The sequence below is a fragment of the Streptomyces sp. NBC_00503 genome (assembly GCF_036346895.1).
In the GTDB taxonomy this organism is placed as follows: domain Bacteria; phylum Actinomycetota; class Actinomycetes; order Streptomycetales; family Streptomycetaceae; genus Streptomyces.
Window position 1 is genome coordinate 7,680,765 of record NZ_CP107855.1, and the last position, 22,180, is coordinate 7,702,944.

Sequence of the window (22,180 nt, forward strand, 5' to 3'; positions counted from 1 at the left end):
CGGTACCTACCCGATCACCACGTCGTCGCAGGGCGAGGGCGCCGGGACGGGGGCACGCTGCACGTCCCGCCAGTGCGCGGCCTCGCCGTCGACACCGCGCTTGGCCGGTGCCACGTACCCGACCCACGGACCCTGACCGTCGTTGTCCATGGTCTCGATGCCCACGACGTACCGGCCGCCCGGCTCCAGGACGGCGTAGAGCGGATCGTCGTTGACGTACCCGCCGGCGACGGTCTCCTTCTTCGTGACGCCTTGGGTGACCGTGAGCACATTGGGCACGGTGCCCTGCAGCGTCCTGAGGACGCGTACCTGGCTCGAGAGGAACGAGCTGCCGCCCTCGTCGTCCCACGCGCGGGTGTTCTTCACCGTCTCCACCACGGCCATCGCCTTGAACTCGTCTGCCACGACGGGGTCCTTCGACAGATCCGCCGCGCACACCGCGTGCGTGGAGGTCTCCGTCCCGGCGACGGCGTACCAGCCGCCGCCGGCGAGCAGCAGCCCACCGGTCAGGCCCGCCGCAGCCCACAGCTTTGCATCCATGATCAGCCCCACAGCTTCTTGTAGTTGGCCTTGTCCACGGCCTGCGGTACGTCGTAGTCCTCTTGCACCTGGGGCCACATCAGCGAGTACGTCGTATTGAAGTCCTTGTGGCAGAGGCCTAGCGCGTGTCCCAGCTCGTGGGCGGCGACACTCCGGCGCTTCTTCGGCGAGTAGCCCTTCATCTTCGCCTTGTTGAAGCGGATGTAGTCCGTCCATGCCGGTTCGGCGTTGTAGCTCCAGATGCCGGCCGCCGTGTTCTCGGGGTCGTCGAAGTCCGTGAAGTCGAGGTCGTTGACCGTACTCGCGGTGTCCCCGAGGATCTTGATCCTCGCGCCGGAGTACTGCCATGCCGCGATGGCGTGCTTGATGTCCACGTCGTACTGCGAGGAGTCGGTGTACCGGATCTCGCCCTCGTCCACGGAGCTCCGGGACTTCGATTCGGACTCGCCCCTGACACACGGCGCCGGACCGACGGCATGCGCCGGACCGGGCGCGAGGAGCAGCAGGGAGGCGGCCGCCGACAGCGCGACGAGGAACCTGTTCACTCCATCCACGGTAGGGGACCGGCGCTCGGGAACGATCGTTTCGTCGGTCCGCTCACCCGCTCTGACCTCGGCTTATCGTTGGCCTGAGATATTGCGGAGAGTGATGAGCGGCAGGCCGTCGCCGACGCCGCGTGGCAAGGGGACTGGAAGGCCGCCGAACGGCACGTCAGGGCTGCGGGAGAGGACTGGGACGAGCGATGGGACCGTCTGGAGCTGCTGCAGCACGTGGCCCAGAAGGACGGCGCCTGGCTCGATGCCTGGCTTGACGCCGAGCCGCACAACTGCGACGCGGCAACCCTCCGCGCAAGCCTCATGGTCCACCGCGCCTGGGAGATCCGGGGCAGCGCCTTCGCCCACGAGGTCCCGTACGAGGACATGAAGCGCTTCCGCGCCATGCTCCCGGCCGCGATCGAGGAGGCCCGCAAGGCCGCGCTGCTCGACCCCGCGAACCCGGGCCCCTGGGTCGTGATGATCACGGCGGCGCGGGGAGCCCGGTACGGCCACTCACAGTTCAAGCCGCTCTGGAAGGAGCTCGTCGCCCGCGCGCCCCACCACTACGCGGGACACGGGCAGGCCCTCCAGTACTGGTGCGCCAAGTGGTTCGGCAGCAACCGGCGGATGATGCGGTTTGCCCGGCAGACGGTCCGCAAGGCTCCGGCCGGCAGCCCGCTCGCCGGGATCTACCTGCACGCACTGAGCGAACTCGCCGACCGGTCCACCGCTGCCGCGCTGCCCGTCACCCCCATGACGAGGAGCCTGCTGAAGCGGACCGCCGCGTCGTTCGACCGGGTCGCGCCCGACGACGAGCGCCTGCCGGTCCTGCGCCACCTGCTGGCGCACTTCATGCTCCAGTCGATGATGTACGCGCCCGCTCTCGAGCAGTTCCGTGAGATCGGACCGTGGTGCGGAGCCGAGCCCTGGCGTAAGGCGGGGAACCCGGTGATGGCGTTCGAGGCGGCTCGGGGCCGGGCCGTGAGGCTCTCCCGGAGCCGTCCCGCCCCGGCGGCGCAGGGTTACGGAATGGCGCGCTGACGGGCGCGGGTCTTCGGGTAAACAAACGTGCGATTGTCGGTCGAGCGTGGTACTCACTTCTCTCATGGGAGGTGATCCATTCCTTCCTCGTTTGGACATGGCAAGGGGTGGGGACATGGCGTTGCTCCGTCAATGGGGGCTTACGCTGGGGAAATGGGCCGGCAAGCCCGTCGCGAGGGTCCAGGAGGACTCCGGCGATCCAGATGTGCGGCGCGTGCGCGCGGCCGCCGCGGCAGCGGACTGGACCACCGTGCGCGAGGTGCTCGAAGCACGTCCCGAGAGCGACGACCGGACCGAACTGCTGTGGGCCGTCGGCGATACCGCCGGGGTGGAGCGGTGGATCGTCCCGATCGTCGAAGCGGACCAGGACGCGACGCTGGCCCGGCTCGTGGCGGGGATCCGTCACATCAGCTGGGGATGGGAGGCGCGGACCGGCGCCCGGGCCTCGGCGGTATCGAGCAAGCAGTTCGAGGTGTTCCACGCGCGGCTGCACACCGCCGAGCAGTGGCTGTACGAGGTGGCCGAGCGCGAACCGCGCTGGACTTCGCCCTGGTACGGACTCCAGGTCACCGGCCGCGGCCTCGAGGTCGGGCAGACCGCCGCACGCCGCCGCTTCGAGGCGACCGTACGGCGTGACCCGCTGCACCTGGGAGCGCACCAACAGCGGTTGCAGCAGGTCTGCGAGAAGTGGGGCGGCTCGCACGAGGAGATGCACGCCTTCGCCCGCGATGCCGCGTTCGGCGCACCCGCCGGCACACAGCTGGGCCAGCTCGTCGCCATCGCGCACATCGAGCAGTGGCTCTCTCTCGACGCCGGCCAGGACGCCGCGTACATGCGCGGGCCCCAGGTCGCGGCGTCCCTGCGGGAGGCCGCCGAACACTCCTTCCGGCACCCGGACTTCGTCCGCCGGGCCGGGTGGGCGCAGATCCTCAACACCTTCGCCATGGCGTTCTCGCTCGCGGGGGACCGCGAGGGGGCAAGGGAGTGCTTCCGCGCCACCGACGGCCGGGTCACCGAGTTCCCCTGGTACTACATCAACGGCTCCGATGCCGCCGCGGCCTACCGGAAGCATCGTTCCTCGACCTGACGGTGAGCCCGACCCCGCGCGCTGCCGTGCCGGACGACCAGCGAGGCAGGCACGCCGGCGCCGCCCACCCCTTCCCGCCCTTCCCGTCCGCATCGCCCACGGCGGCGCGGACGGGGCACACCGAAAGATTCCGCCAGGTGCCCGATTCCGAGACGTCCCACACCTTCCAGGTCGACCTGCGCGGCCTGGTCGACCTGCTCTCCCACCACCTCTACTCCAGCCCCCGCGTCTACCTGCGTGAGCTGCTGCAGAACGCCGTGGACGCCATCACCGCACGCCAGGCCGTCGAGCCCGGCTCCCCGGCCACCATCACGGTGCGCACCGGAGAGACCCTCACTGTCACGGACACGGGCATCGGCCTCACCGAGGCCGACGTGCACCGGTTCCTCGCGACCATCGGCCGCAGCTCGAAGCGGACCCCCGACGGGGCCCTGGACGGTGCCGGGCTCGACGCCGCGCGCGGGGACTTCATCGGCCAGTTCGGCATCGGGCTGCTCGCCTGCTTCGTCGTCGCCGACGAGATCACCGTGCTCAGCCGCTCGGCGGCCGACCCCTCGGCGCCCGCCGTCGAATGGCGCGGCCACTCCGACGGCCGCTACACCATCCGCGCCCTGCCCGCCTCGGCCGTGCCGGAACCGGGCACCACCGTGCGCCTCACCCCGCGCGCCGACAACGCCGAGTGGACCCGCCCGCAGCAGGTCGTCTCCCTGGCCCGGCACTACGGCGGCCTCCTGCGCCACGAGGTCACCGTCGTCGGACCGCGCGGCGAGATCGACAAGGTCAACGAGACACCCCCCTGGGAGCAGACCCACCGCTCCCCGCTGGCCCGCCGCGAGGCGATGACCGCGTACTGCCGGAAGCTGTTCGACTTCACCCCCCTCGACACCATCGAGCTCGACCTGCCGGCCGCCGGGCTGCGCGGCGTCGCGTACGTCCTGCCCACGGCCATGAGCCCGGCGCAGCGGGCCGGCCACCGCGTCCACCTCAAGGGCATGCTGCTGACGGACCAGGCGCCCGAACTGCTCCCGGAGTGGGCGTTCTTCGTCCGCTGCGTCGTCGACACCACCAGTCTGCGGCCGACCGCCTCGCGGGAATCCCTGTACGAGGACGGCACGCTGTCCGCCGTACGGGACGCCCTGGGCGAACGGATCCGCGAATGGCTCACCGGGCTCGCAGCCAGCGACCCCTCCCTGCTGCACCGGTTCATCGAAACGCACCACCTCGCCGTGAAGGCCCTGGCCCGCTACGACGACGAGCTGCTGCGCATCGTGCTGCCGTGGCTGCCGTTCGAGACCACCGACGGCAACGTCACACTGGAGGAGTTCGCGCGCACCCACCCGACCCTCCTGGTCACGCGCAGCGTCGAGGAGTTCCGCCAGGTCGCGCCCATCGCCTCGGCGGCCGGTCTGGGCGTCGTCAACGGCGGATACACCTACGACCGCGACCTCGTGCTGCGACTGCCGGAGATCCGGCCCGGCACGTCCGTCACCGACCTCGACCCGGCCACCGTCACCGCCCACCTCGACGCCGTCGACCCGTCCGCCGAACTGCGCGCCGCGGCCTTCCTCGCCATCGCCCGGGAGACCGTCGGCGTCCACGACTGCGACGTCGTCCTGCGCGACTTCCAGCCCGTGACGGCCTCCGCCCTGCTCCTCGACAACCGGGAAGCCCGCCACGAGCGGACCAGGTCGAGCCTGGCCGCCGACAGCGACGGCGTGTGGGCCGACATCCTCGGCTCGCTGCGCAACGAGACCCCGCGGGCCCAGCTCGTCCTGAACCACCTCAACCCGCTGGTGCGGCAAGCGATCACCATCGCCGAGCGCGGACTGGCCGTCACGACCGCCGAAGCCCTCTACGGCCAGGCGCTGCTCCTCAGCCGCCGCCCGCTCCGGGCCAGCGAGAGCGCCCTGCTGAACCGGGCCTTCATCGGCCTGCTCACCCACGCCATGCACCACAGCGGTACCACGGCACCCGGCTCCGAGCCCCGGAAGGAACTGTAGATGCTGGACACCCCCGAGGCCGTGGTCGAGGCACTCCGCGAGAACCACGACCGTCCGCACGGACTCCACCGCACCGTCACCGCCGAGGAGATCGTCGATGCGGCCGAGCTCCTCGAAGAGCCCGACACACTCGTCACGGCCCTGCTCGAGCTGATGAGCTCGTACGAGTTCACCGGCGAGCACCGCAAGTCGCCGGTCGTCTTCGCCCGGCTGCTCAAGCTGTGGGACACCGCCCCGGAGTCCTTCAGCCAGTGGGAGGCCCATCAGGTCTTCTGGCGCTTCAAGTGGGTGGCGACCTCCCTGCTGCAGGTGCCCGAAGTACCACTGGCCGCGATCCACGGCTGGATCGACACGATGCGCGGCCGCTATGCGGCGGCCGACCACGGCATGCAGCCGGTCGCGGCCATGCGCTACCACCTCGCGCACCACACGGGCACCGGCCTCGCCGACGCCTACGACCTGTGGGCCACGCGCCCCCGTACCGAGATGAGCGACTGCGAGGCCTGCGAGATCCGCCACCTCGCCCAGCACCGGGTGGAGGCCGCTGACGACGCCGGGGCGCTGGAGATCTGGGGGCCGGTCCTCGAAGGCGAGACCGGCTGCACCGAGGAGCCGCAGTCGAGCCGGTCGCGCTCGCTCCTGCCGCTGCTGCGCTCGGGCCGTGCGGACGAAGCGCGCTCCCACCACCTCAGCGGCTACCGCCGGGTGCGGGGGAGCACCGGCACACAGGACGAGGTGGGCTTCCACCTGGAGTTCTGCGCCCTCTCCCGCAACGAGGGGCGGGGGCTGGAGATCCTCGCGGAGAACCGCCCGCTGTTCGAGGCCACCGGCGCGCCCCTGGCCCATCTCGGCTTCCTCACCGGAGCCGGGGTGCTGCTCACCCGCCTCGTCGAGGACGGGCACGCCGACACCGCCGTCGCCGGGCCGCCCGGCCGCGACTGGAGCGCCGGCGCGCTCCTCGCCCACGTCCGCACCGAAGCCGGCCGGATCGCGGACGCGTTCGACGCGCGCAACGCCACCAGCGCCGTCGGGGACCGGTTGCGGACCCGCCTCGCGCAACGCCCGCTCCTCGACGAGCCGCTGCCGCTCGGCCTGCGCACGCGGGTCACCCGTCCCTCCGCGTCCGTCACCGCGGCGGCGGCCGTCGCCGTGACGCCCGCCGCCGGAGTGGACCTCTCCCAGGACTTCGCCACGCTGGTCCGCGAGGCACGCCGGCTGGCCGCCGCGGGGCACCCCGGGGAGAACCGTCTCTGGGCCCGCGTCGAGGAACGCCTTGCCGACGGCAGCGCCGCCCACGACGAAGAACTCGGCCCGCAGGAGCTCCTGATGGCGGAGCTCGCCGACCAACGGGCGTACAAGCTCGCCAAGAAGGAACACGACGAGGAGAGCGTCGTCGAGCTCAAGAGGGCAGCCGAACTGTACGAGGGGCTGGGGATGCCCTGGCACGCGCTGTCCGCACGCTCCCGCTCCCTGGCCTGGGGAAGCAACGACGAAGACGTGGACCGCGACGCCACCCGCGCGAGCCTCGACGAACTCGTGGCCGAGGCGGAGCGCCTCGAAGCCGGGACCCCCCTGACGGCGGAGACGGCACTGGAGTACCTCACCGTGCGGTACTCCGCCGCCTACGCCGCCTACCAGGACGCGATCCGGCACCTGCCGGAGACCGAGGGGCCCGCCGCGGAACACTTCGAGGAGCGCGCCCGAGCGCTGCGCACCGAGGCGGAGCGGCTGTCCGTACCCCACCACGTGGCCAACGCCTTGCAGCTCACCGCGGACCTGTCCGGCCGCGGGGGCGACACCGAAGCGGCCGAGGAACTGCTGCGCGCGGCCCTCGACGCCGTGGACGCGTCCGCGCGGCCCTGGCGGGGTACGCGCCCCCGCGCACTGCTCGCACAGTTCCTGCTCTCCAAGGGCGAGCCGGAGGAGGCTGCGGAACTCCTGCACCGGGCGCTCGCCGACGCGTCCCTCTACGACGACACGGACTTCGCGCTGGCCCCCACGTACTCCCTGCTCGGGCACGCGGCCACGCACCTCGGGGACTTGGGTGGCGCCGTACGCCATCTCTCCGAAGCTGCCGCGCTGTTCGACCAGGACGGGGAGCAGGCCCAGGCCACCGACGTACGCCTCCAGCTCGCGGACGTCCTGGGGCGCAGCGGCCGGCCGGAGGACGCCGTCGCCGTCCTGGAATCCCTCCTGGCGGACGAGGTCCACACCCCGGAGAACGAACGGGCCTTCGCCCAGGCCCGGTTGTCCCTGGCCCGCGGACTGCGGGAGCTCGGCGAGTACCTGCCCGCGGCCGAGGAGTTCCTGCGCCTGGCGGACACCGTCGCCGCATGGGAGGACGACCGCCCGATCCACACCATGGTGGCGGCGGAAGCGGCCGTCACGCTGGCGATGGCCGACCGATGGGAGGCGGCGGAAGCGGCGTACGAGCGCGCGATCGCCTCGCACGCCGAGGCGCCGAACCCGTCGCTGATCATCCACATGCTCTGCCAGTTCGCGCGGCTCACGGTGTCGGCCCGGGAGGCCGAAGGCCTGGAAGCGGCGCTGGAGCACCTCGAGCGGGCGGACGCGGTCCGTGCCGGAGTGCCGCAGGACGACGAGGACTTCGCCCACTGGTACGAGCGCGGCAACGTGCACTACCGCCGGGCCTGTGTCCTGGCGGAGGCCGAGCGTTTCGAGGAGGCCCTGCCCGAGGCGGAGGCCTCCATCGCGGCCCACGAGGAGGGCGGTGAGACGGGCGAGGTGCGCCGCGCCGAAGCCGTACGCATGGCCGCCCTGATCGAGGGCAAGGGCCTCGGCCGCTTCCAGGCGGCCGTCGCCCGGCTCACCACGGCCGCCGCCCGCTGCCGCCAGGCCGGCCTCCCCGACGCCGCCGACATCCTGGAAGCCCTCCGCCAGGACTACCTACGCCGCTGACCCCCACCCCTGGCCGGCGGTGCGAACCCCCGCACCGCCGCCCGGGCCGCCGTTGTCCAGACGGACGCGGACGCGGACGCGGACGCCTTCGTCCGGATCGCGGGAGCTGCACGGCTCCAGCGACTGAAGCTGCTCGGCCGCTGCTACTCAGCTGCTTCTGCCGAGGTACGTCGTTCCAGCCCGGCACCCCGGGTGTCGGAGCCGGCTGGAACACTGCGGCAGTGACCAACGAGACGCCCACCGCCCGCCTTGACGATTCGCTGCCGCCGACAGCACAGGCCGAGCTCACCGGCACCGATTGGGCGGCGCTGCCGCACTTCTGCACGGGACGGCACAACGTGTCCGACACCCCGGACATCCTCATCGGGGTGCTCGCCGGCCCGGCCCGCCGTGTGCGGGCGGTGGGGGACCTCTACCGGCTGCTCCTCAACCAGGAGCGCGTGTTCCCGGCAACCGCCCCGGCAGCCCTGATCGTCGCCGCCCTTCTCGGTGATCCGCGCACCGTAGCCGAGGACCGGTGGGAGCGCAGGGCGGGTCGGCGGCCGCTGCGTGCGGAGCTGCTGAACTGGCTGGCTTCGTTCGCCGACACCGCCCGCCGCGATGTCGAGGAGGGTGTCGGCACGGCGCGGGACCTGGCCGCCGCCCGTGCGGCACGCCCCGTACTCCTCGCGCGGATCGCGGTCTTCTGCGAGGACGGTAATGATCCGCAGGTGAGGGAGGCCGCGCTCGCGGCGACCGCCCTGCTGTTGGCCGATCCTGCCCTCGCCCCGGCCGTACCCCGGTACGCCCCTGCCGTCCGCGCGGTCCTGGCCGTGAGCGTGGACTCGTACTACCGGTGGATCGCCCGGGAACGGCTCGCCGCCTGGGGCGAGGACATCGCAGGCCTCCTCGCCGCGGAGGCGGAACACGACGCAGCCCTGGCCAGAGCGCGTGTGCTGGCGGACGACCCCTGGGGCGAAGGGCAGGAGGAGGTCTCGCGGTGGTTGGCCGAACAGCCCGAGGAGACCGCGGCTCTCAACCCGCCCTGCCGCTGGCACGAGGGCTGGACCGCGCCCGCGCAGGCGGGCCCGTACGAACCGTCCCGTGAAACGCCGGTACCCGCCCCTGGGGCCCGGAGCCCGGGGACGGTTGCCAGGCAGGGGGAACGCGCCGAGTGGACGTTCACCCCGTACATCGGGGTCGGCCCCCTGCACTTCGGGATGACCATGAAGGAGATCACCGCCGCCCTCGGCGACCAGCCGACCGTCGCCTCCCACACACAGGACGGCGAAGACCGGCGGCTCGACTTCGCGGACTTCACCGCGAGCGGGATCAGAGCCCTCTTCGATGGTGACCGCCTGGGGTGCGTGGCCGTGAACGCGCTCACCGGCCCCCAGGTGCGATGGGACGCAGCCCCGCTGACAGGTTGCGTACTCTCCCAGGTCGAGGACTGGCTCGTGCGTCGCCCGGAGGCGCAGCGGCCCGGCAGCCTGACGTACAGCCCGGCGGGCGATCCGGTCTCCTCCGAACTCGGCCTGGCGATCCGATCCCAACGATCCGGCGACGTCCTCCTGACCCGACCGCTCTTCCTGCTTCACGACTGGCTCGACCTGTGGCACTCGCTCCCCAGGGATGAGTGGGACTACCGCTAGAGCGCGGCCTCGCCGGTCGGGCCCGCCGGCCTACGAGGGCGACCGGGCCGACCTCCGTCCGCCGGGGAGTGGTCCGCAGGCGACTCAGTCGGGGCACATCCGGCGCTGCGGTTCGAACCACCTGTAAGCCCGATAGTGGTCCGGCCGTGGCCGGCTGAATGCTCGTGCGCGCAGCCGTAGCATCGGCTGATGCACTACATCGACAGCCGAGACGTCAATGAGGCCGTGAGCGAGATGCTGCGGGTGCTCGGCCCGCATGACGCGAAGGACTGGTCGGTTCCGGCGGGTTCGCTGGAATGGAGCTGTTGGAAGACGGCCGCCCATATCGCCCATGACCTGCTCGCCTACGCCGGGCAGGTCGCCGCGCGCCCGACGGACGGCTACCTGCCCTTCGACCTCGCCGTCCGCCCGGACAGCTCCCCGCGGGAGGTGCTCCAGGTGGTCACCGCCTGCGCGGGGCTCCTCACCAGTGCGCTGGCCACGACCGGACCGGAGGCGCGGGCGTGGCACTTTGGTCCTTGCGACCCGCCGGGCTTCGCGGCGATGGGTGTCGCCGAGGTCCTCCTCCACACCCATGACATCACCCAGGGACTGGGAGTGCCGTGGCTGCCGCCGGCCCCTCTCTGCGAGGCGGTGCTCCGCCGCCTCTTCCCCGAAGCTCCGCCCGGTGACCCCGCCCAGGTTCTCCTCTGGTGTACCGGAAGGGGAGACCTGGGCCACCGCCCTCGCCGCACCTCATGGACATGGCAGGCGGCAGTATCCGAGTGATCAGACCCGCCGGAAGGAATTCGAACAGGAGTCCGAATCCGTCGGACCCTTCCGAGGCCCCGACCTACGTGATCCTCGACAACCTCTCCGCCCACACGAGCTGGCGGATGAAACGCTGGGCGGTGAAGAACAAGGTCGAGCTGTGCTTCACCCCGACCTACGCGTCCTGGGCCAATCCCATCGGAGCCCACTTCGGATCCCTGCGGCAGGTCACCCTCGCCGACTCCCACCACCCCCACCACACGATCTAGACCGGGGCCCTGCACGCCTACCTGCGCTGGCGCAACAGAACGCCCGCCACCCCGACGTGCGCACAGCCCTACGGCGCGAACGTGCCCGCATTCGCAGCGAGAAAGCCATCCGCTGGGGCGGCAGACCACTACCAACAGCGGCCTGAGCAGGACCGAAGCAGCGCCGACTTCACCCTGCGGGCAGCCAGGAAAACGGGCTGCGACACACTGACGTGATGATCGACAACGCCTTCGTGATCGTCTCCGGTCTGCCGGCCAGCGGCAAGAGCACCCTGGCCCGCGGACTTGCCGCGGAACTCGGCCTGCCGGTGATCGACAAAGACGTGATCCTGGAATCGCTCTACGACTCCCTCGGCATCGGCGATCAGGCATGGCGTCACCGATTGAGCAGGGCCAGCGACGACATCCTGTTCGCGCTCGCTGCCGACGCCGGGCGAGCCGTCCTCGTCAACTGGTGGCACCACGACTCCGCCCCCGCCCGACTCCGCCAACTCGACGCCCAGCTGGTCGAGGTGTTCTGCGACTGCGATACCGGACTTGTCGCTGAACGGTTCCGGACCCGCAAACGCCACCCAGGCCACCTCGACCACGACCTCACCCGCGAGGAGATCAGCGACCGCGTCACCGTCTGGGCCGCCCACCCAGGACCGCTCGGACTGGGCGGGCACGCTCTGATCGTCGACACCGCCCAGACTGTCGACATCACCACCCTCGCCAGAGAGGTCGACGCTCTCATCACTGGCACTCGACGTTGAACTGGCATCGGCACCACGGCCCGAACGGGACAGGCCAACCCATCACTTCCCATCCCGGAGAACCTTCCCGGTGACAGCACTAGCCAGCTTCGGACTGCCGGTAGAGACTCTGGGCGTAGGCGCCGAGTGCCGTTCCATAGCTCATATCGTCACCACCGCTGATGTTCACCGCGATGACGCTGCCGGTCGCGGCGTCCCCCGAGATGTAGGGGCCGCCGCTCGATCCGACCCCCATCATGCAGGGAACACGCCGCAAGGCCTTGTCGGCCTCCCACCCGCCGGTACCCGAGCAGTGCAGGAGCCGGTCCGTGTAGGGGTAGCCGAAGAAGTGCGTACTCGTACTCGTACTCGTGTCCGGTTCACCGCTGAACGAGACGGGCTGGACGCCGGTGGCCTCGGAGATGCTGCGTCCGTCGGCGCCGGGGTTCATCTCGAGCATGGCGACGTCCAGACCGTAGTTCTGCCAGTTCTCGGCCATCCGTACCCGGCGCACCGTGAATCCGCCGTAGGGTGCGGTTCCGCTTCGATACCCCGGTACGAAGTAGAGGCCCATGTCCCAGGTGGCCTCGCTCGCGGGGGCTCCCTCGACCGACGTCCTGACACAGTGCGCAGCGGTTATGACGGTGTGGACCCCGATGACGGTCGCCGTGCAGGCACCGAGATTGCCGTCAACGCCCGAGGCGTACAGTCGGCCGACCGTCTTGGCTATCGCGCCGCCGCCGGTCCAGGCGGGCTGGGCCAGGTCGTCCTTGGCGTCGTCGCGGGCCACTGCGGCCATACCTTCGGAGGTCCAGTACATCTCGACCTTGCCGCGGGTGAGGCCGGTCACGGAACTGTCGTGAACCACGGTGCGGACCTTGGCGGCCGATGCCGCCGCTGTGTCGTCTTCAGCCGAAGAGGCGGGGCCGCAGCCGGTGGATCCGTAGAGGACCAGGGTGGCCGCAGCGGCCGCTGCCCATGTCCGTGTGTTCCTCATGTGCTTGACATCCTCATACCGGTCTTCGTACTCGTCTCCGGGCCCACTGGCCGCCCGACGGCGGCTTCCCCGCTTTGCTCCGACCGCCCGTCACACGGTGTCGATGATCGAGCGGAGCCTACGGCGGCCGTGCTCCGCGAACGCCACCGGGGTGCGGGGGCGGTGCTCACGGCATGGCCCTCGAATTCGCCGAGTGCGACGGACGGACGAGGCTCTGAAGTACCGGAGATCGCGCTCTGCGCGCGACGCCGTCGTAGGGGACCGGTGTCGGCCCTGTGCGTCCGGCGGCGGGTGGACGGTTGCCGTCAGCCGCGTGACCCGTACGCCGCCCGGCCGCGCGCGTGGTCGAAGGCGGCGGCGGCGCCCGCCGGGTCGAGGTTCCAGGGGCTCGCACCGCAGTACGGACCGATACGGCGGAACTGCTCCAGCGCTTCCCGGGGCATCCCCGCGACCAGCAGGTGGTGGGCGAGGTGGTGCCGCAGTTCCGGCAGGTCTTCGTGGTCCGGCGCGAGGGTGTCCAGGTGCAGGGCCACGTCCCGCAGCCGGGGCTCGACGGAGAATTCGGCGAGGCTGCCGAACTTGCCGTGCATGCCTTCGCGGTGGGGGACCTCGTAGAGGGCCTGGAGGTAGAGGCCGGGAAGCGGGCTGCCGGGCGGGGCGCTCATGACGGCGCGCGCCGCGAAGTCGAACATCGACTTGTCGGAGCCGCTCCACTTGGCGCACCAGTACTGCAGGGCCTGGGTGTGGGCGGGCACGTGGTGCGGGGCGCGCAGCTGGAGGTTGCGCCACAGGTCGGCGAACTGGCTGTGCGAATACCCCATCCCGCGCGCCGCCGTCACCATCACGACCCAGGGGCCGGGGTCGCGCGGGGCGCGCTCCGCCGCCTGCCGGGCCGCGGCCATCGCAGTGGGCAGCAGGGCCAGGAACTGCTGCATGTTCTCTTCGGGGACCCTGTGCGCGTACTGGATGCCGCGGATCTTCCAGGCGCGGCGCACCAGCAGCATCGCGTGCACGGTGCCCGCGTCGCCGTTGTCGGGCTGGGCGGCGCGCCAGTCGGTCAGCCAGCGGTCGTCGCTGTCGGCCACGTGGATCAGCAGCTCGATCCGTGACCACCGCTCGTCCCAGTCGCGCCCGGCGGCCTCGCAGTACGCGGCGGCCACCCGCCAGTCCCCGTCCCAGGCGGCGTCGGCGGCCTTCTGCGCCTCGGCCTCGTGCGCCGGGTCGGGCTCCGGGCCCGCGCGGCCGGGGTCCAGGGAGGCGGTGGGGACGAGGCCGAAGTCGGCGGGGTCGAAGCTCGTACGTATCCAGCGCGAGGCGAGCAGGCCACCACGGGAAGCGCCGCCGGGGCGCTTCGCACGCAGGCGGCTCCCGAGCACGACCAAGCAGGGGAGGACGACAAGGCCGATGGGGAGGAAGGGGGCGATCACTCCGGGATCACGAGGCGCGTAGATCGTTTACGGCAAGCCTATTTGCCGAGGTGAGCCCCGCCTCCGCCTCCGCCCCCGCCGCCTCGTTGAACCGGTGGCGGCTGGCGGCCGCCCAGGTCCGGCCTGGACGGTCTCCGAGAGTTCGTGGACCCGGGTTGGGGGTCGTGTGATTCCAGCGATGGCCTATTGGATCAGGTCGGTGTGCGTGTAGCACTTCGGGCAGGAGTAGAGCTGCAGGTTGTTCGCGTCGGAGACCTGGATTCCGGGCGGGTTCGACACGATGTCGTCGTCGATCACGGCGATGGCCTGGTCCTCGTACGGGACCCAGCCCCTTCTGTGGTCGCGACTCTCGTCCGAGGCGATGGTCAGCAGCGGGTTCATCGCGACGCCGGCCGCCTGTCAGACGCTCCAGTCGCTCAGCTGCTGCAGCTCCTTGTCCAACTCCAGGAAGTCGGGGTACTCGGTTCGCGCACGTACAGCTGGGCCACTGGCAGGAGGGGGGAGACCGGACCCTCGTGCTACTTGTCGCAGTACAGCCACGGCTGATTGACAGGTCACAGCAGCGGCCCGCCGATCGAACTGTCGTACGGCGACGGAGAACCGGGGCGGGGATGCAGCCGGGTCGTCGTGCGTGCCAGCGGAGCCAGCCGGGGGAAGACCGCGGCCACGTCGAAGGGTCGTGGCGGAGTGGTACGGATGACGTTCACGTCGGTGATGCTGCCAGCAGCCTCTGACAGTCGGCGTACGACGAGATCAGCCGCACTGGCCGAGCTCGAGAAGGCCCAGGAAACAGGGGCCATGAGGACGGCCGCCCCTCCCGGGTGGGAGGGGCGGCCGTTGACGTGCTGTGGTGCTACGGGTGGATCAGGGAGCCGCGTCCAGGGTGGGGATGGGGAGGGGCGCGGTGCCCAGGGTCGTGATGCTCCAGCGCTGGGCGTTGGAGGGGTTGCAGTCGTACAGCCAGAGCTGGGTGCCCGGGGTGGTGTTGTAGTTGCCGAGGTCGACGCAGCGGCCGGAGGCCGGGTTGTAGAGGCTGCCGTCGGCGCGGGGCAGGAACTTCTGGGCCGGGGTCGGAGTACCGCCACAGGTCCGCAGTTCGAGCAGGGTGAGGTTGGCGGTGCCCGAGTTGGTCGCGTTCACGCACTTGTCCTGGATCCGGAGGGATCCGTCGGCGCGTACGTCGAAGTCCTGGGCGACGGTGCCGTTGCAGGCCGCGATCTGGATCTTGTTGCCGTCGTTGGAGAGGGCGTAGTCGTTGTCCATGCAGATGCCCGGGGCGGGTGCCGCGCTGAGCGTGATCCGTCCCGTGACCGCGGGTGCGGTGGGCGCGGCCGCGTAGCTGTAGGCGGCGAAGTTGCTGACGCCGCCGTTCAGGGTGTCCGAGTTCGCACCGGAGACCTTGTACCGGCCGAAGACGATCGGACCGCTGGGGGCGGGGCTGGTGGCCGCCGTGTGGTGGCCGGTGCTGGCCAGGACGCCGTTGACGTAGAGGCTCATCAGGCCGGTGCCGGCGTTGTAGACGGCGGTCAGGCGGGTCCAGGTGTCAGCGGTCCACCGGGCGGACTGGTTGGCCACGCTGGTGAAGTCGTAGGGCCAGGCTCCGCCCTGCGCGTTGGCCATGGCGAAGTGCCACTGACCGCTGTTCTTGTCGCCGTAGATCATGAACGAGCTGTTCTGCGTGCCGTCCTGGCTGACGATCATGCTGGTCGTGGGCCCGGGGCTGGTCGACCCGTGCTTGGCCCACGTGGTGATGGTGAAGTCCTTGCGGGTGTCGATGCCCGGACCGGTGGTGGTGATGGTGGACCCGGCACCACCGAACGCCGCGTACTTGGTGCTACGGCCGTCGATGACTTCGGTGGGGAAGGTGACGGCGCCCGCCACGGTGCCCGGGTACTTGTTCCCGCCCGCGCTGGGGGTGCTGGCGCCGGAAACGGCGTTCAGCTTCCACTGGACGGTGGGCGTGTTGAGGTTGCCCTGGAGGGTGAACGCGGACGCAACACCGGTGACGGTGGGGTAGAGGATGCTGGTGCCGTTGGGGGCGGTTCCGGCGCCGGCGAAGGCGACGAGCTGCTGTTCCTTGTCCACGGCCCAGAGGTCGGGGATGTTGTCGCCGGTGAGGTCGCCGTCGGAGCCGACGCGGGGGTAGCGGGCCGGGTCGACCTTGCCCGAGATCACGCCGGCGGCGGGGTCGGTGATCGGGGTGAGGACGGGGGCGTCAGGGGTGCCGCCGGTGATGGTGAAGGCGTGGAGGGTGCCGCCGTCGGTCTTGTTGCGGGCCCACAGGGTCGCGAAGTTGGTGCCCTTGGCGCGGCCGGGGGTGATCAGCTCGTAGCTGTCCCACTTGGTGTCGTTGCCGGAGATCAGGTAGGCGGGGGAGTCGAGCTGGTTGGTGGCCCCGGGGATACCGAGCCACAGGCGTCCGTTCTCCACCCACAGGAGTGAGGTCTGGGGCAGGGAGTTGGGCAGGCCGGCCTTGCTGTCGCCGGTGATGGAGCCGTAGGCGGCGATCTGGGTGGCCTTGGACCAGTCGGTGCCGAAGCCGTAGTCGGCGCAGACGATGGGGGTGCCGTCGGTCTTGGCGCAGGAGGCGGGCTTGTCCACCTTGTTGGGCGCCTGACCGTCGACGAGGCCGGTGTTGTTGTTGGTGAAGACGTAGAGGTTGGGCTTGCCCGGCTCGTGCGCGAGGAGGTCGTCGACGTTCTTGTAGCCGAGGCTGCCGCGGTGGGTGAGCTGGATGTTGTTCCAGCCGTTGCCGCTGACGCTGGAGCGGGCGAGGGCGACGGGGGAGGCTGCGGGGTCTGCGCCGCCGTTGATCTGGCGGATGTTGCCGGCGGCGTCGGCGAGGACGACGTCGGCCTTCTTGTCACCGTTGATGTCACCGAAGATCGGCGCCGGGCTGTTCGGGTTCGACGGGACGTAGAAGCTGTACGCGACGGGCTGGGACATGTTGCCCGCGTTGTCCTGGGTCTGCAGGTACAGGTAGTTGGTGCCCCAGGCCCGCGGGGTGTAGTTGACGGTGGCCTGGCCGCCGGTGAAGGTCTTGATGATCTGCGGGTCGGTGTCGGTGCAGTTCCAGTCGGAAGCCGCCTTCACCGGGTCCATGGTCCAACGGGCACACGCCAGCCCGGAGCTGCGGTTGGTACCGGTGGTCGGGGCGTTGTCCGCGCCGAAGAGGGTGAAGGTGCCCGGCTCGTCGACCTTCTTGGGGTGACCGCCGGTGGTCCCGGAGGCCGGGAAGTCCGTCGAGGTCACGGACGCGGACGGAGCGGTCCGGTCGACCCGGAAGAAGCACCAGCCGGTCTCGGCGCTGGTCAGCGTCCCGTCCGTGGTGCGGGCGGTCCAGCCGTACTGGTGGCCTTCGATGAGCCTGCCGGCGTCCACGACGGCGTCACCGGAGGAGCCGTTCCAGCCGGTCGCGAACCACTGGGACGCACCGGCGGCGTCGTCGTCCCACATCTGGAAGGTCGTCTGGAGCTGGCGGCCGGTGGGCGACCAGGTGTCGGACGTCAGGTAGACGTTGGTGTTGGCACCCATCCAGCCCGGGTTGTCCCAGGGCTGGGCCGCACCCGGGGTGGTGCAGGCGGAGTAGGAGCCGGTACCGGCGAAGCCCGGGGTGGGGCTGGTACGGGGGCTGCCGACGAAGGGCTGGAAGTCGTACGTGGTGACGACGTGCGGGGTGTTGTTGAACCGCTGGCGGTAGTACATGTTGCCTTCGTCGTCCGGCGCGAGACCGAAGGTGAAGGTCGACCAGCGGCCGGAGGCGGCGTTCTTCATCTGCGCGGTGACGTCGTACTGGATCTCACCGGTGCCCGAGATGGTGGCGCCGCCGATCTTCGTGCAGCCGCCCATCCGCGAGTTCTTGTCGCACGGCTGGTGGTTCCAGCTCGTGGGGCTGCTGATGCCACCGGTGTGGTAGAGGCCCATCGGGGTGGCCGTGCTCGGGCTGGAGGAGGAGACGACGGTGGCGTAGAGCCGCGCGTCGAGGACCTCGGCGCCGTGGATCGCCGTGTTGATCCCGATCTGGAAGTAGGCGCGCGTGCGGCCCTTGACGGTGCACGTCGAGTAGCCGCAGTAGCCGGCGGCCGGGGTGTTCTGGCCGTCCGAGGTTCCGTTGAACTCGTTGGTGTCCGGGTACGCCTCCTGGACCTGCGACCACGCCTGGTTGCCGCTGTCGGCGGTGGGGTTGACGCCCGGGTCGATGTACCAGGGGCCGGTGCCCTGGCCGAGGAGGGAGGTGTCGGGGGTCAGGTCGATGCCGGTGGCGTCGGTCTTGACGGCGATGGGCTTGACGTTGGCGGTGTCGCCGGGGGCGTCGGCGGTGGACGCTGCCACCGCGTCGGCTGCGGCAGGGGCCGGGGCGGCCTGGGGGGCGGCGTCGGCGCCGCTCACAGCCGCGGACTTACCGGCCTTGGCGCCGTTCTGGGGGGCTGCGGCGGTGTCCGGGGTGGCCGTCTTGGCGGAGTCCCACATGAAGGAAGTGGGGCTGGTGAAACGGGCCTTGCCCTGGACGTCGTTGAAGGCGATGTTGCCCGCGGCGTCGGCCGAGGTGTGCAGCCCCGGGGCGTCGACGTCGAGGCGGATCTTCTTCAGGGCCGGGTTGGCGGCGGCCGCGGCCGTACGCACGATCAGAACCTGGCTCCAGCCGCCGAGCTGGGTGGCGGTCAGGCGCAGGTCGACGTCGGGCAGGACGTTCTTGTAGAGGGCGTCGTTGCCGTCGAGCGTGGGCTTGGGCAGCTTGAACGGGGCCTTGAAGGCCAGCTTCTTGCCGTCGCCGGTCGTCATCGTGGCCATCGGCCCGCTGCCGCCGCCGGAAATGCTCAGCGCGGAGGGAACGACCGCCGGGGAGATGGTGCCGTCGGCGTTGACCTTGAGGGTGGTGTCGATCGCACGCCAGGAACCGTTCGCCTGCTTCACCCGTTCCGGGGCCGACGCGGTGTCGACGGTGAGCGTGCCACCCGGATTGGCGAACGTCTGCGAGTTCGCGGTCGTCAGGTGGTCGACGACCACCCGCTTCCCCATGGTCTTGGCCTGCGCCAGCGCGGCGTCCATGGCCTTCTGCTCGGCAGTGGGCTTGGGCTTGGGAGTCGAAGCCGGCCAGTTGCGGTTGGCCGGGCCGTGGTTGGCCGGGCCGTTCTCTGCGAAGGCGTTCGGGGCGGCGATCAACCCGGCCCCGAGGGACAGCACGGCTACGCCGACCAGGGGAAGCATGGCGGCCGCGGACGCCTGTCGACGCCGGAGTCTTCCGGGTCTGGGGTCATGTGAAGTGAGTGATGGCCTCATGGGCGGAGGTCCTCGCTATGCGCGTCGGTGAACGAAGGTCAGGCGCACGCTCCTTAACTCTGTACAGGTCTGTCAACATTTTGTCAGATCCATATGTCTGGTTCATGGCAATGGCTGACGGATTGCCTGTCAAGTGAGATTGATCATGTAAGGGAATCGTAAGAAAAACCTGTACGGATTCCCCCTTCCCTTCGTAGGGTCGATTTCCGGACTCTGGCGAAATCGGACTTATTCATTCCCTTTCTGGAAGCGTGGGCTGGTCTTGAAGACGGCCGCGTGTGGCGGCGCTTGCCTTGATTGCGGTGTTCGTCTCCGGGCTGGCCGGTGAGCTTCCGGTACGGCTCTCCGCGCGGCCGGTTCGAAACCGTCCGTGAAGCGTTCCGAGCTCGCCACCGCGACTGATGGCCGCAGCGTCGCGGGCTTGCTGGAGGCGTGCGGATCCCTTTGTCCGACCAGAGGGGTGGGGGCGTTGGGGATCTTCGGGTTCCTGGATTTCCGCTCCGGTAACCCGTGCCCTCCCTAGGGTGGTCCTACTGACCTTTCGTTCGGCCGGCCCAGGGTCGGCCCGTAGCCCAAGGGGGAGGACCGTGCTGGTCGAGGCGTTGGCGACGTTGGCGGCGGCCGCGGGCGGTGCGGTGGCGCAGGCCGCCGGGACCGACGCGTGGCAAGCGGTACGGCGGCGCGTGGCCGAGCTCTCCGGGCGTGGTGACGCCGAGCTGGAACGCCTCGACCGGACATCGCGTGCGCTGGAACCGGGTACGACCGCGGACCAGGAGAGCGAACGCGTACGCCAGGCGGGCATGTGGCAGGCACGGTTCGAGACCCTGCTGGAGAGCCTGGATCCCGAGGACCAGCAGCGCGCGGCCGACGAACTGCGGGCGCTGCTCGCCTTCGTCACGGGCTCGGACGGTGACGTGGCCGCCGCCACCGGCAGGGCGGTGGCCAGGGACGGGGGCACTGCGGTGACGGGCGTCGAGCGTGCCGGGGGAGTGGGCCGGGGAAGGGGAAGTGGCGGACGGTCGGCGCGAGCATTCAACACCGGGGACGCGGAGGCCACAGGCCAGGGCTCCCGAGCGGTCAGCGGCGTCGCGGACGCGTAGCCGGCGCGCAATCGGACGTACAGCCATCGGGCAGCCGTCAGGCAAGCCGTCGGGCGGACAACGAAGGCCGATGGCCGAAGACCGACCACCGAAGTACGAAGCACGAAGTGCGGGTGGGCACTTCGACCGGGCGGTCGCCCTGCAGCAGCGGACCGTCGCCATCAGCACCCGTGTGCTGGGCGAGGACCACCCCGACACCCTCTCCGCCCGCGAGACCCTGGCCTCGGCGAACCGGGCGGCGGGAGAACTCGGCCAGGCGATCCTGCTCTGCGCCCAAGTCCTCGAAGACAGGCTGCGGGTGCTCGGCGAGGACCACCCCGACACCGTCAACGCCCGCAGCAACCTCGCTCTCGTCCACGCGGAGAGGGGAGATCCGGATACGGCGATCCCCCTGTTCGAGCAGCCCCTCGCCACGAGCGTGCGCACGCTCGGCGAGGACCACCCGCACATCCCCTCCGCCCGCCTCAACCTGGCGTCCGCCTATCAGGCCACCGGCAACCCGGGCCGGGCGGTCCCCCTCTTCGAGCAGGCCCTCACGGCATACGTCCGCACCCTGGGCGAGGATCATTTCCGGAGCCTCAACGCCCTCCACGGCCTCGCCTGAGCCCACCGCGAGGCGGGGAATCCGGCTGCGGTCGTCCCGTTGTGCGAACGGATCCTCGCCTCCTACGGACGGACGCTGGGCAAAACGACCCCCAGACCCTGCAGGCGGCCTCCAACCTGGCTCTCGCCCACCGGGAGGCGGGAGACACGAACCGGTCCCTCCCGCTGCTGAAGACGGCCTACCGCGCCGCGAAGCGCACTTTCGGCCCTGGGCACGTCCAATTCCTCACGGCCGGCCACAACCTCGCCCAAGCCCACCACGCGGCGGGAGACCTGGCCAAAGCCATCCGCCTCTACCGCAAGATCCTCTTCATGTGCGTCCCGATCCTGGGGGAGTCCGACCCGCTGACGATCTCCACCCAGGCCCACCTGGTAGCCGCCTACGTTTCGAACAACAGGCCCGCCGGATGGGCCAGACCGGGACCTGATGGCCCTTTTGTTGGATTCGGCGAAGGCGCTCCAAACCAATGCAGCATCCGGCATCCTGCGGAGCTTGTTAACCGCCGACGTCGACCTAGTCGGCACCTCAGACGACCGGGGCGCCAGCAAGCCCGACCTCGCATCCTTTGAGAAGGCCGCCGGGGCCGTGCCGTACGCGACCCCGAGGTCGCGTACGCAATGATCGTGCTCCCACTGCGCGAGCGCCTCTGTGTTCCGCGGGGTCCGGGCGGGCTGCCGCCGGTATGAACGGACAGCAGAAGCAAGTGGCTGGCCGCGCGAGTGCCGAGCGGGTGGAGCTGTGGCAGTCGGTGGACCGGGACGGGCTGCGGAAGGCGTCCGCTCAGCGAGGGCGGGTCGTCCGCGCCAGCGCGAGTGCGCCCAGGGTCGCGGCGGCGATGGCGCCCGCCGCCATGAATCCGCCGCGCGAGCGCCAGGAGAGCACCGAGAACGTCGACTGCGCGGAGAGCAGGGAGCCCGCGCTCATCCAGGAGCCGGTCGAGCCGACGGAGAGCGCCGAGCCGATCGAGCCGATCGACAGCACGCTGCCGACCGAGCCGATGGAGAGCACCGAACCCACGGAACCGATGGACAGCACCGAGTCCTGGGACCACAGGGAGAGAGATCCGGAAGCCATGCGGGTCATGCTGCCACACGCGCGTGGGACGACTCCGTGGCTATGTGGGATCCTCGCGGCTCCGGGGTGGACTACCTTGCGGGGACTGAGCTGCGGGTCTGTGTCGTTGGGCACCCGGTCTTCCTTGCGTGCCTTGGAATCCGATACCCCGACCGGGCTCCTGCTCCGTGGCTCACGTCCAAGACGGCCGC

18 protein-coding genes and 1 pseudogene are annotated in these 22,180 nt (G+C 70.6%); 11 read left to right on the forward strand and 8 right to left on the reverse strand.

Annotated features, from left to right (window positions below; all coding sequences use genetic code 11):
- Positions 1–6: 6 nt before the first annotated feature.
- Both OG490_RS35050 and OG490_RS35055 read right to left on the reverse strand, forming a co-directional pair.
- Complete coding sequence (locus OG490_RS35050) at positions 7–540, reverse strand: hypothetical protein (RefSeq protein WP_330300312.1); 534 nt, start codon at positions 538–540, stop codon at positions 7–9.
- A gap of 2 nt (positions 541–542) precedes the next feature.
- The gene (locus OG490_RS35055; RefSeq protein ID WP_330300313.1) at positions 543–1,085 is read right to left on the reverse strand and encodes a matrixin family metalloprotease; all 543 of its coding nucleotides are present in this window, start codon (positions 1,083–1,085) and stop codon (positions 543–545) included.
- 225 nt (positions 1,086–1,310) lie between these two features.
- Here OG490_RS35055 and OG490_RS35060 point away from each other — a divergent pair, with 225 nt between their 5' ends.
- The 8 genes and pseudogenes from OG490_RS35060 to OG490_RS35095 all read left to right on the forward strand — a co-directional run bounded on the left by OG490_RS35060 (position 1,311) and on the right by OG490_RS35095 (position 11,528).
- Positions 1,311–2,117, forward strand: coding sequence for a hypothetical protein (locus tag OG490_RS35060; protein WP_330300314.1), 807 nt, complete (start codon positions 1,311–1,313; stop codon positions 2,115–2,117).
- A 115-nt stretch (positions 2,118–2,232) separates the two neighbouring features.
- The gene (locus OG490_RS35065; RefSeq protein ID WP_330300315.1) at positions 2,233–3,204 is read left to right on the forward strand and encodes a hypothetical protein; all 972 of its coding nucleotides are present in this window, start codon (positions 2,233–2,235) and stop codon (positions 3,202–3,204) included.
- Positions 3,205–3,341: 137 nt separating this feature from the next.
- Positions 3,342–5,204 carry an HSP90 family protein gene (locus OG490_RS35070; RefSeq protein WP_330300316.1) on the forward strand — a complete coding sequence of 621 codons (1,863 nt, stop codon included), beginning with the start codon at positions 3,342–3,344 and terminating at the stop codon, positions 5,202–5,204.
- Positions 5,205–8,123, forward strand: coding sequence for a hypothetical protein (locus tag OG490_RS35075; RefSeq protein WP_330300317.1), 2,919 nt, complete (start codon positions 5,205–5,207; stop codon positions 8,121–8,123).
- A 221-nt stretch (positions 8,124–8,344) separates the two neighbouring features.
- Positions 8,345–9,754, forward strand: a complete 1,410-nt coding sequence (locus OG490_RS35080) for a hypothetical protein (protein ID WP_330300318.1) — start codon at positions 8,345–8,347, stop codon at positions 9,752–9,754.
- A gap of 189 nt (positions 9,755–9,943) precedes the next feature.
- Positions 9,944–10,522 (forward strand): maleylpyruvate isomerase N-terminal domain-containing protein, encoded by a 579-nt coding sequence (locus tag OG490_RS35085; RefSeq protein ID WP_330300319.1) that lies wholly within the window; start codon positions 9,944–9,946, stop codon positions 10,520–10,522.
- Positions 10,523–10,569: 47 nt separating this feature from the next.
- Positions 10,570–10,919: pseudogene (locus tag OG490_RS35090) on the forward strand (transposase); the annotation flags it as partial.
- A 69-nt stretch (positions 10,920–10,988) separates the two neighbouring features.
- Complete coding sequence (locus OG490_RS35095) at positions 10,989–11,528, forward strand: AAA family ATPase (protein WP_330300320.1); 540 nt, start codon at positions 10,989–10,991, stop codon at positions 11,526–11,528.
- A gap of 79 nt (positions 11,529–11,607) precedes the next feature.
- Here the strand turns inward: OG490_RS35095 and OG490_RS35100 are convergent, their stop codons facing one another.
- The 5 genes from OG490_RS35100 to OG490_RS35120 form a co-directional block, all read right to left on the reverse strand.
- Positions 11,608–12,504, reverse strand: coding sequence for a trypsin-like serine peptidase (locus OG490_RS35100; RefSeq protein WP_330300321.1), 897 nt, complete (start codon positions 12,502–12,504; stop codon positions 11,608–11,610).
- Between the two features lie 305 nt (positions 12,505–12,809).
- A complete protein-coding gene (locus OG490_RS35105; protein WP_330300322.1) occupies positions 12,810–13,880 on the reverse strand; it encodes a hypothetical protein in 1,071 nt (356 codons plus the stop codon).
- 234 nt (positions 13,881–14,114) lie between these two features.
- Positions 14,115–14,312, reverse strand: a complete 198-nt coding sequence (locus OG490_RS35110; protein WP_330300323.1) for a hypothetical protein — start codon at positions 14,310–14,312, stop codon at positions 14,115–14,117.
- A 173-nt stretch (positions 14,313–14,485) separates the two neighbouring features.
- On the reverse strand, positions 14,486–14,638 hold the full coding sequence (locus OG490_RS35115) for a hypothetical protein (RefSeq protein ID WP_330301205.1): 153 nt from the start codon (positions 14,636–14,638) through the stop codon (positions 14,486–14,488).
- Positions 14,639–14,795: 157 nt separating this feature from the next.
- Positions 14,796–19,139: a ricin-type beta-trefoil lectin domain protein gene (locus tag OG490_RS35120; protein WP_330300324.1), complete on the reverse strand. Its 4,344-nt coding sequence runs from the start codon at positions 19,137–19,139 to the stop codon at positions 14,796–14,798.
- A gap of 659 nt (positions 19,140–19,798) precedes the next feature.
- Here OG490_RS35120 and OG490_RS35125 point away from each other — a divergent pair.
- The 3 genes from OG490_RS35125 to OG490_RS39270 all read left to right on the forward strand — a co-directional run bounded on the left by OG490_RS35125 (position 19,799) and on the right by OG490_RS39270 (position 21,484).
- On the forward strand, positions 19,799–20,311 hold the full coding sequence (locus tag OG490_RS35125) for a hypothetical protein (RefSeq protein ID WP_330300325.1): 513 nt from the start codon (positions 19,799–19,801) through the stop codon (positions 20,309–20,311).
- A 70-nt stretch (positions 20,312–20,381) separates the two neighbouring features.
- On the forward strand, positions 20,382–20,915 hold the full coding sequence (locus OG490_RS35130; RefSeq protein WP_330300326.1) for a tetratricopeptide repeat-containing protein: 534 nt from the start codon (positions 20,382–20,384) through the stop codon (positions 20,913–20,915).
- 41 nt (positions 20,916–20,956) lie between these two features.
- Positions 20,957–21,484: a tetratricopeptide repeat protein gene (locus OG490_RS39270; protein ID WP_443065911.1), complete on the forward strand. Its 528-nt coding sequence runs from the start codon at positions 20,957–20,959 to the stop codon at positions 21,482–21,484.
- 211 nt (positions 21,485–21,695) lie between these two features.
- Here the strand turns inward: OG490_RS39270 and OG490_RS35140 are convergent, their stop codons facing one another.
- Complete coding sequence (locus tag OG490_RS35140; protein ID WP_330300327.1) at positions 21,696–21,989, reverse strand: hypothetical protein; 294 nt, start codon at positions 21,987–21,989, stop codon at positions 21,696–21,698.
- Positions 21,990–22,180: the final 191 nt, after the last annotated feature.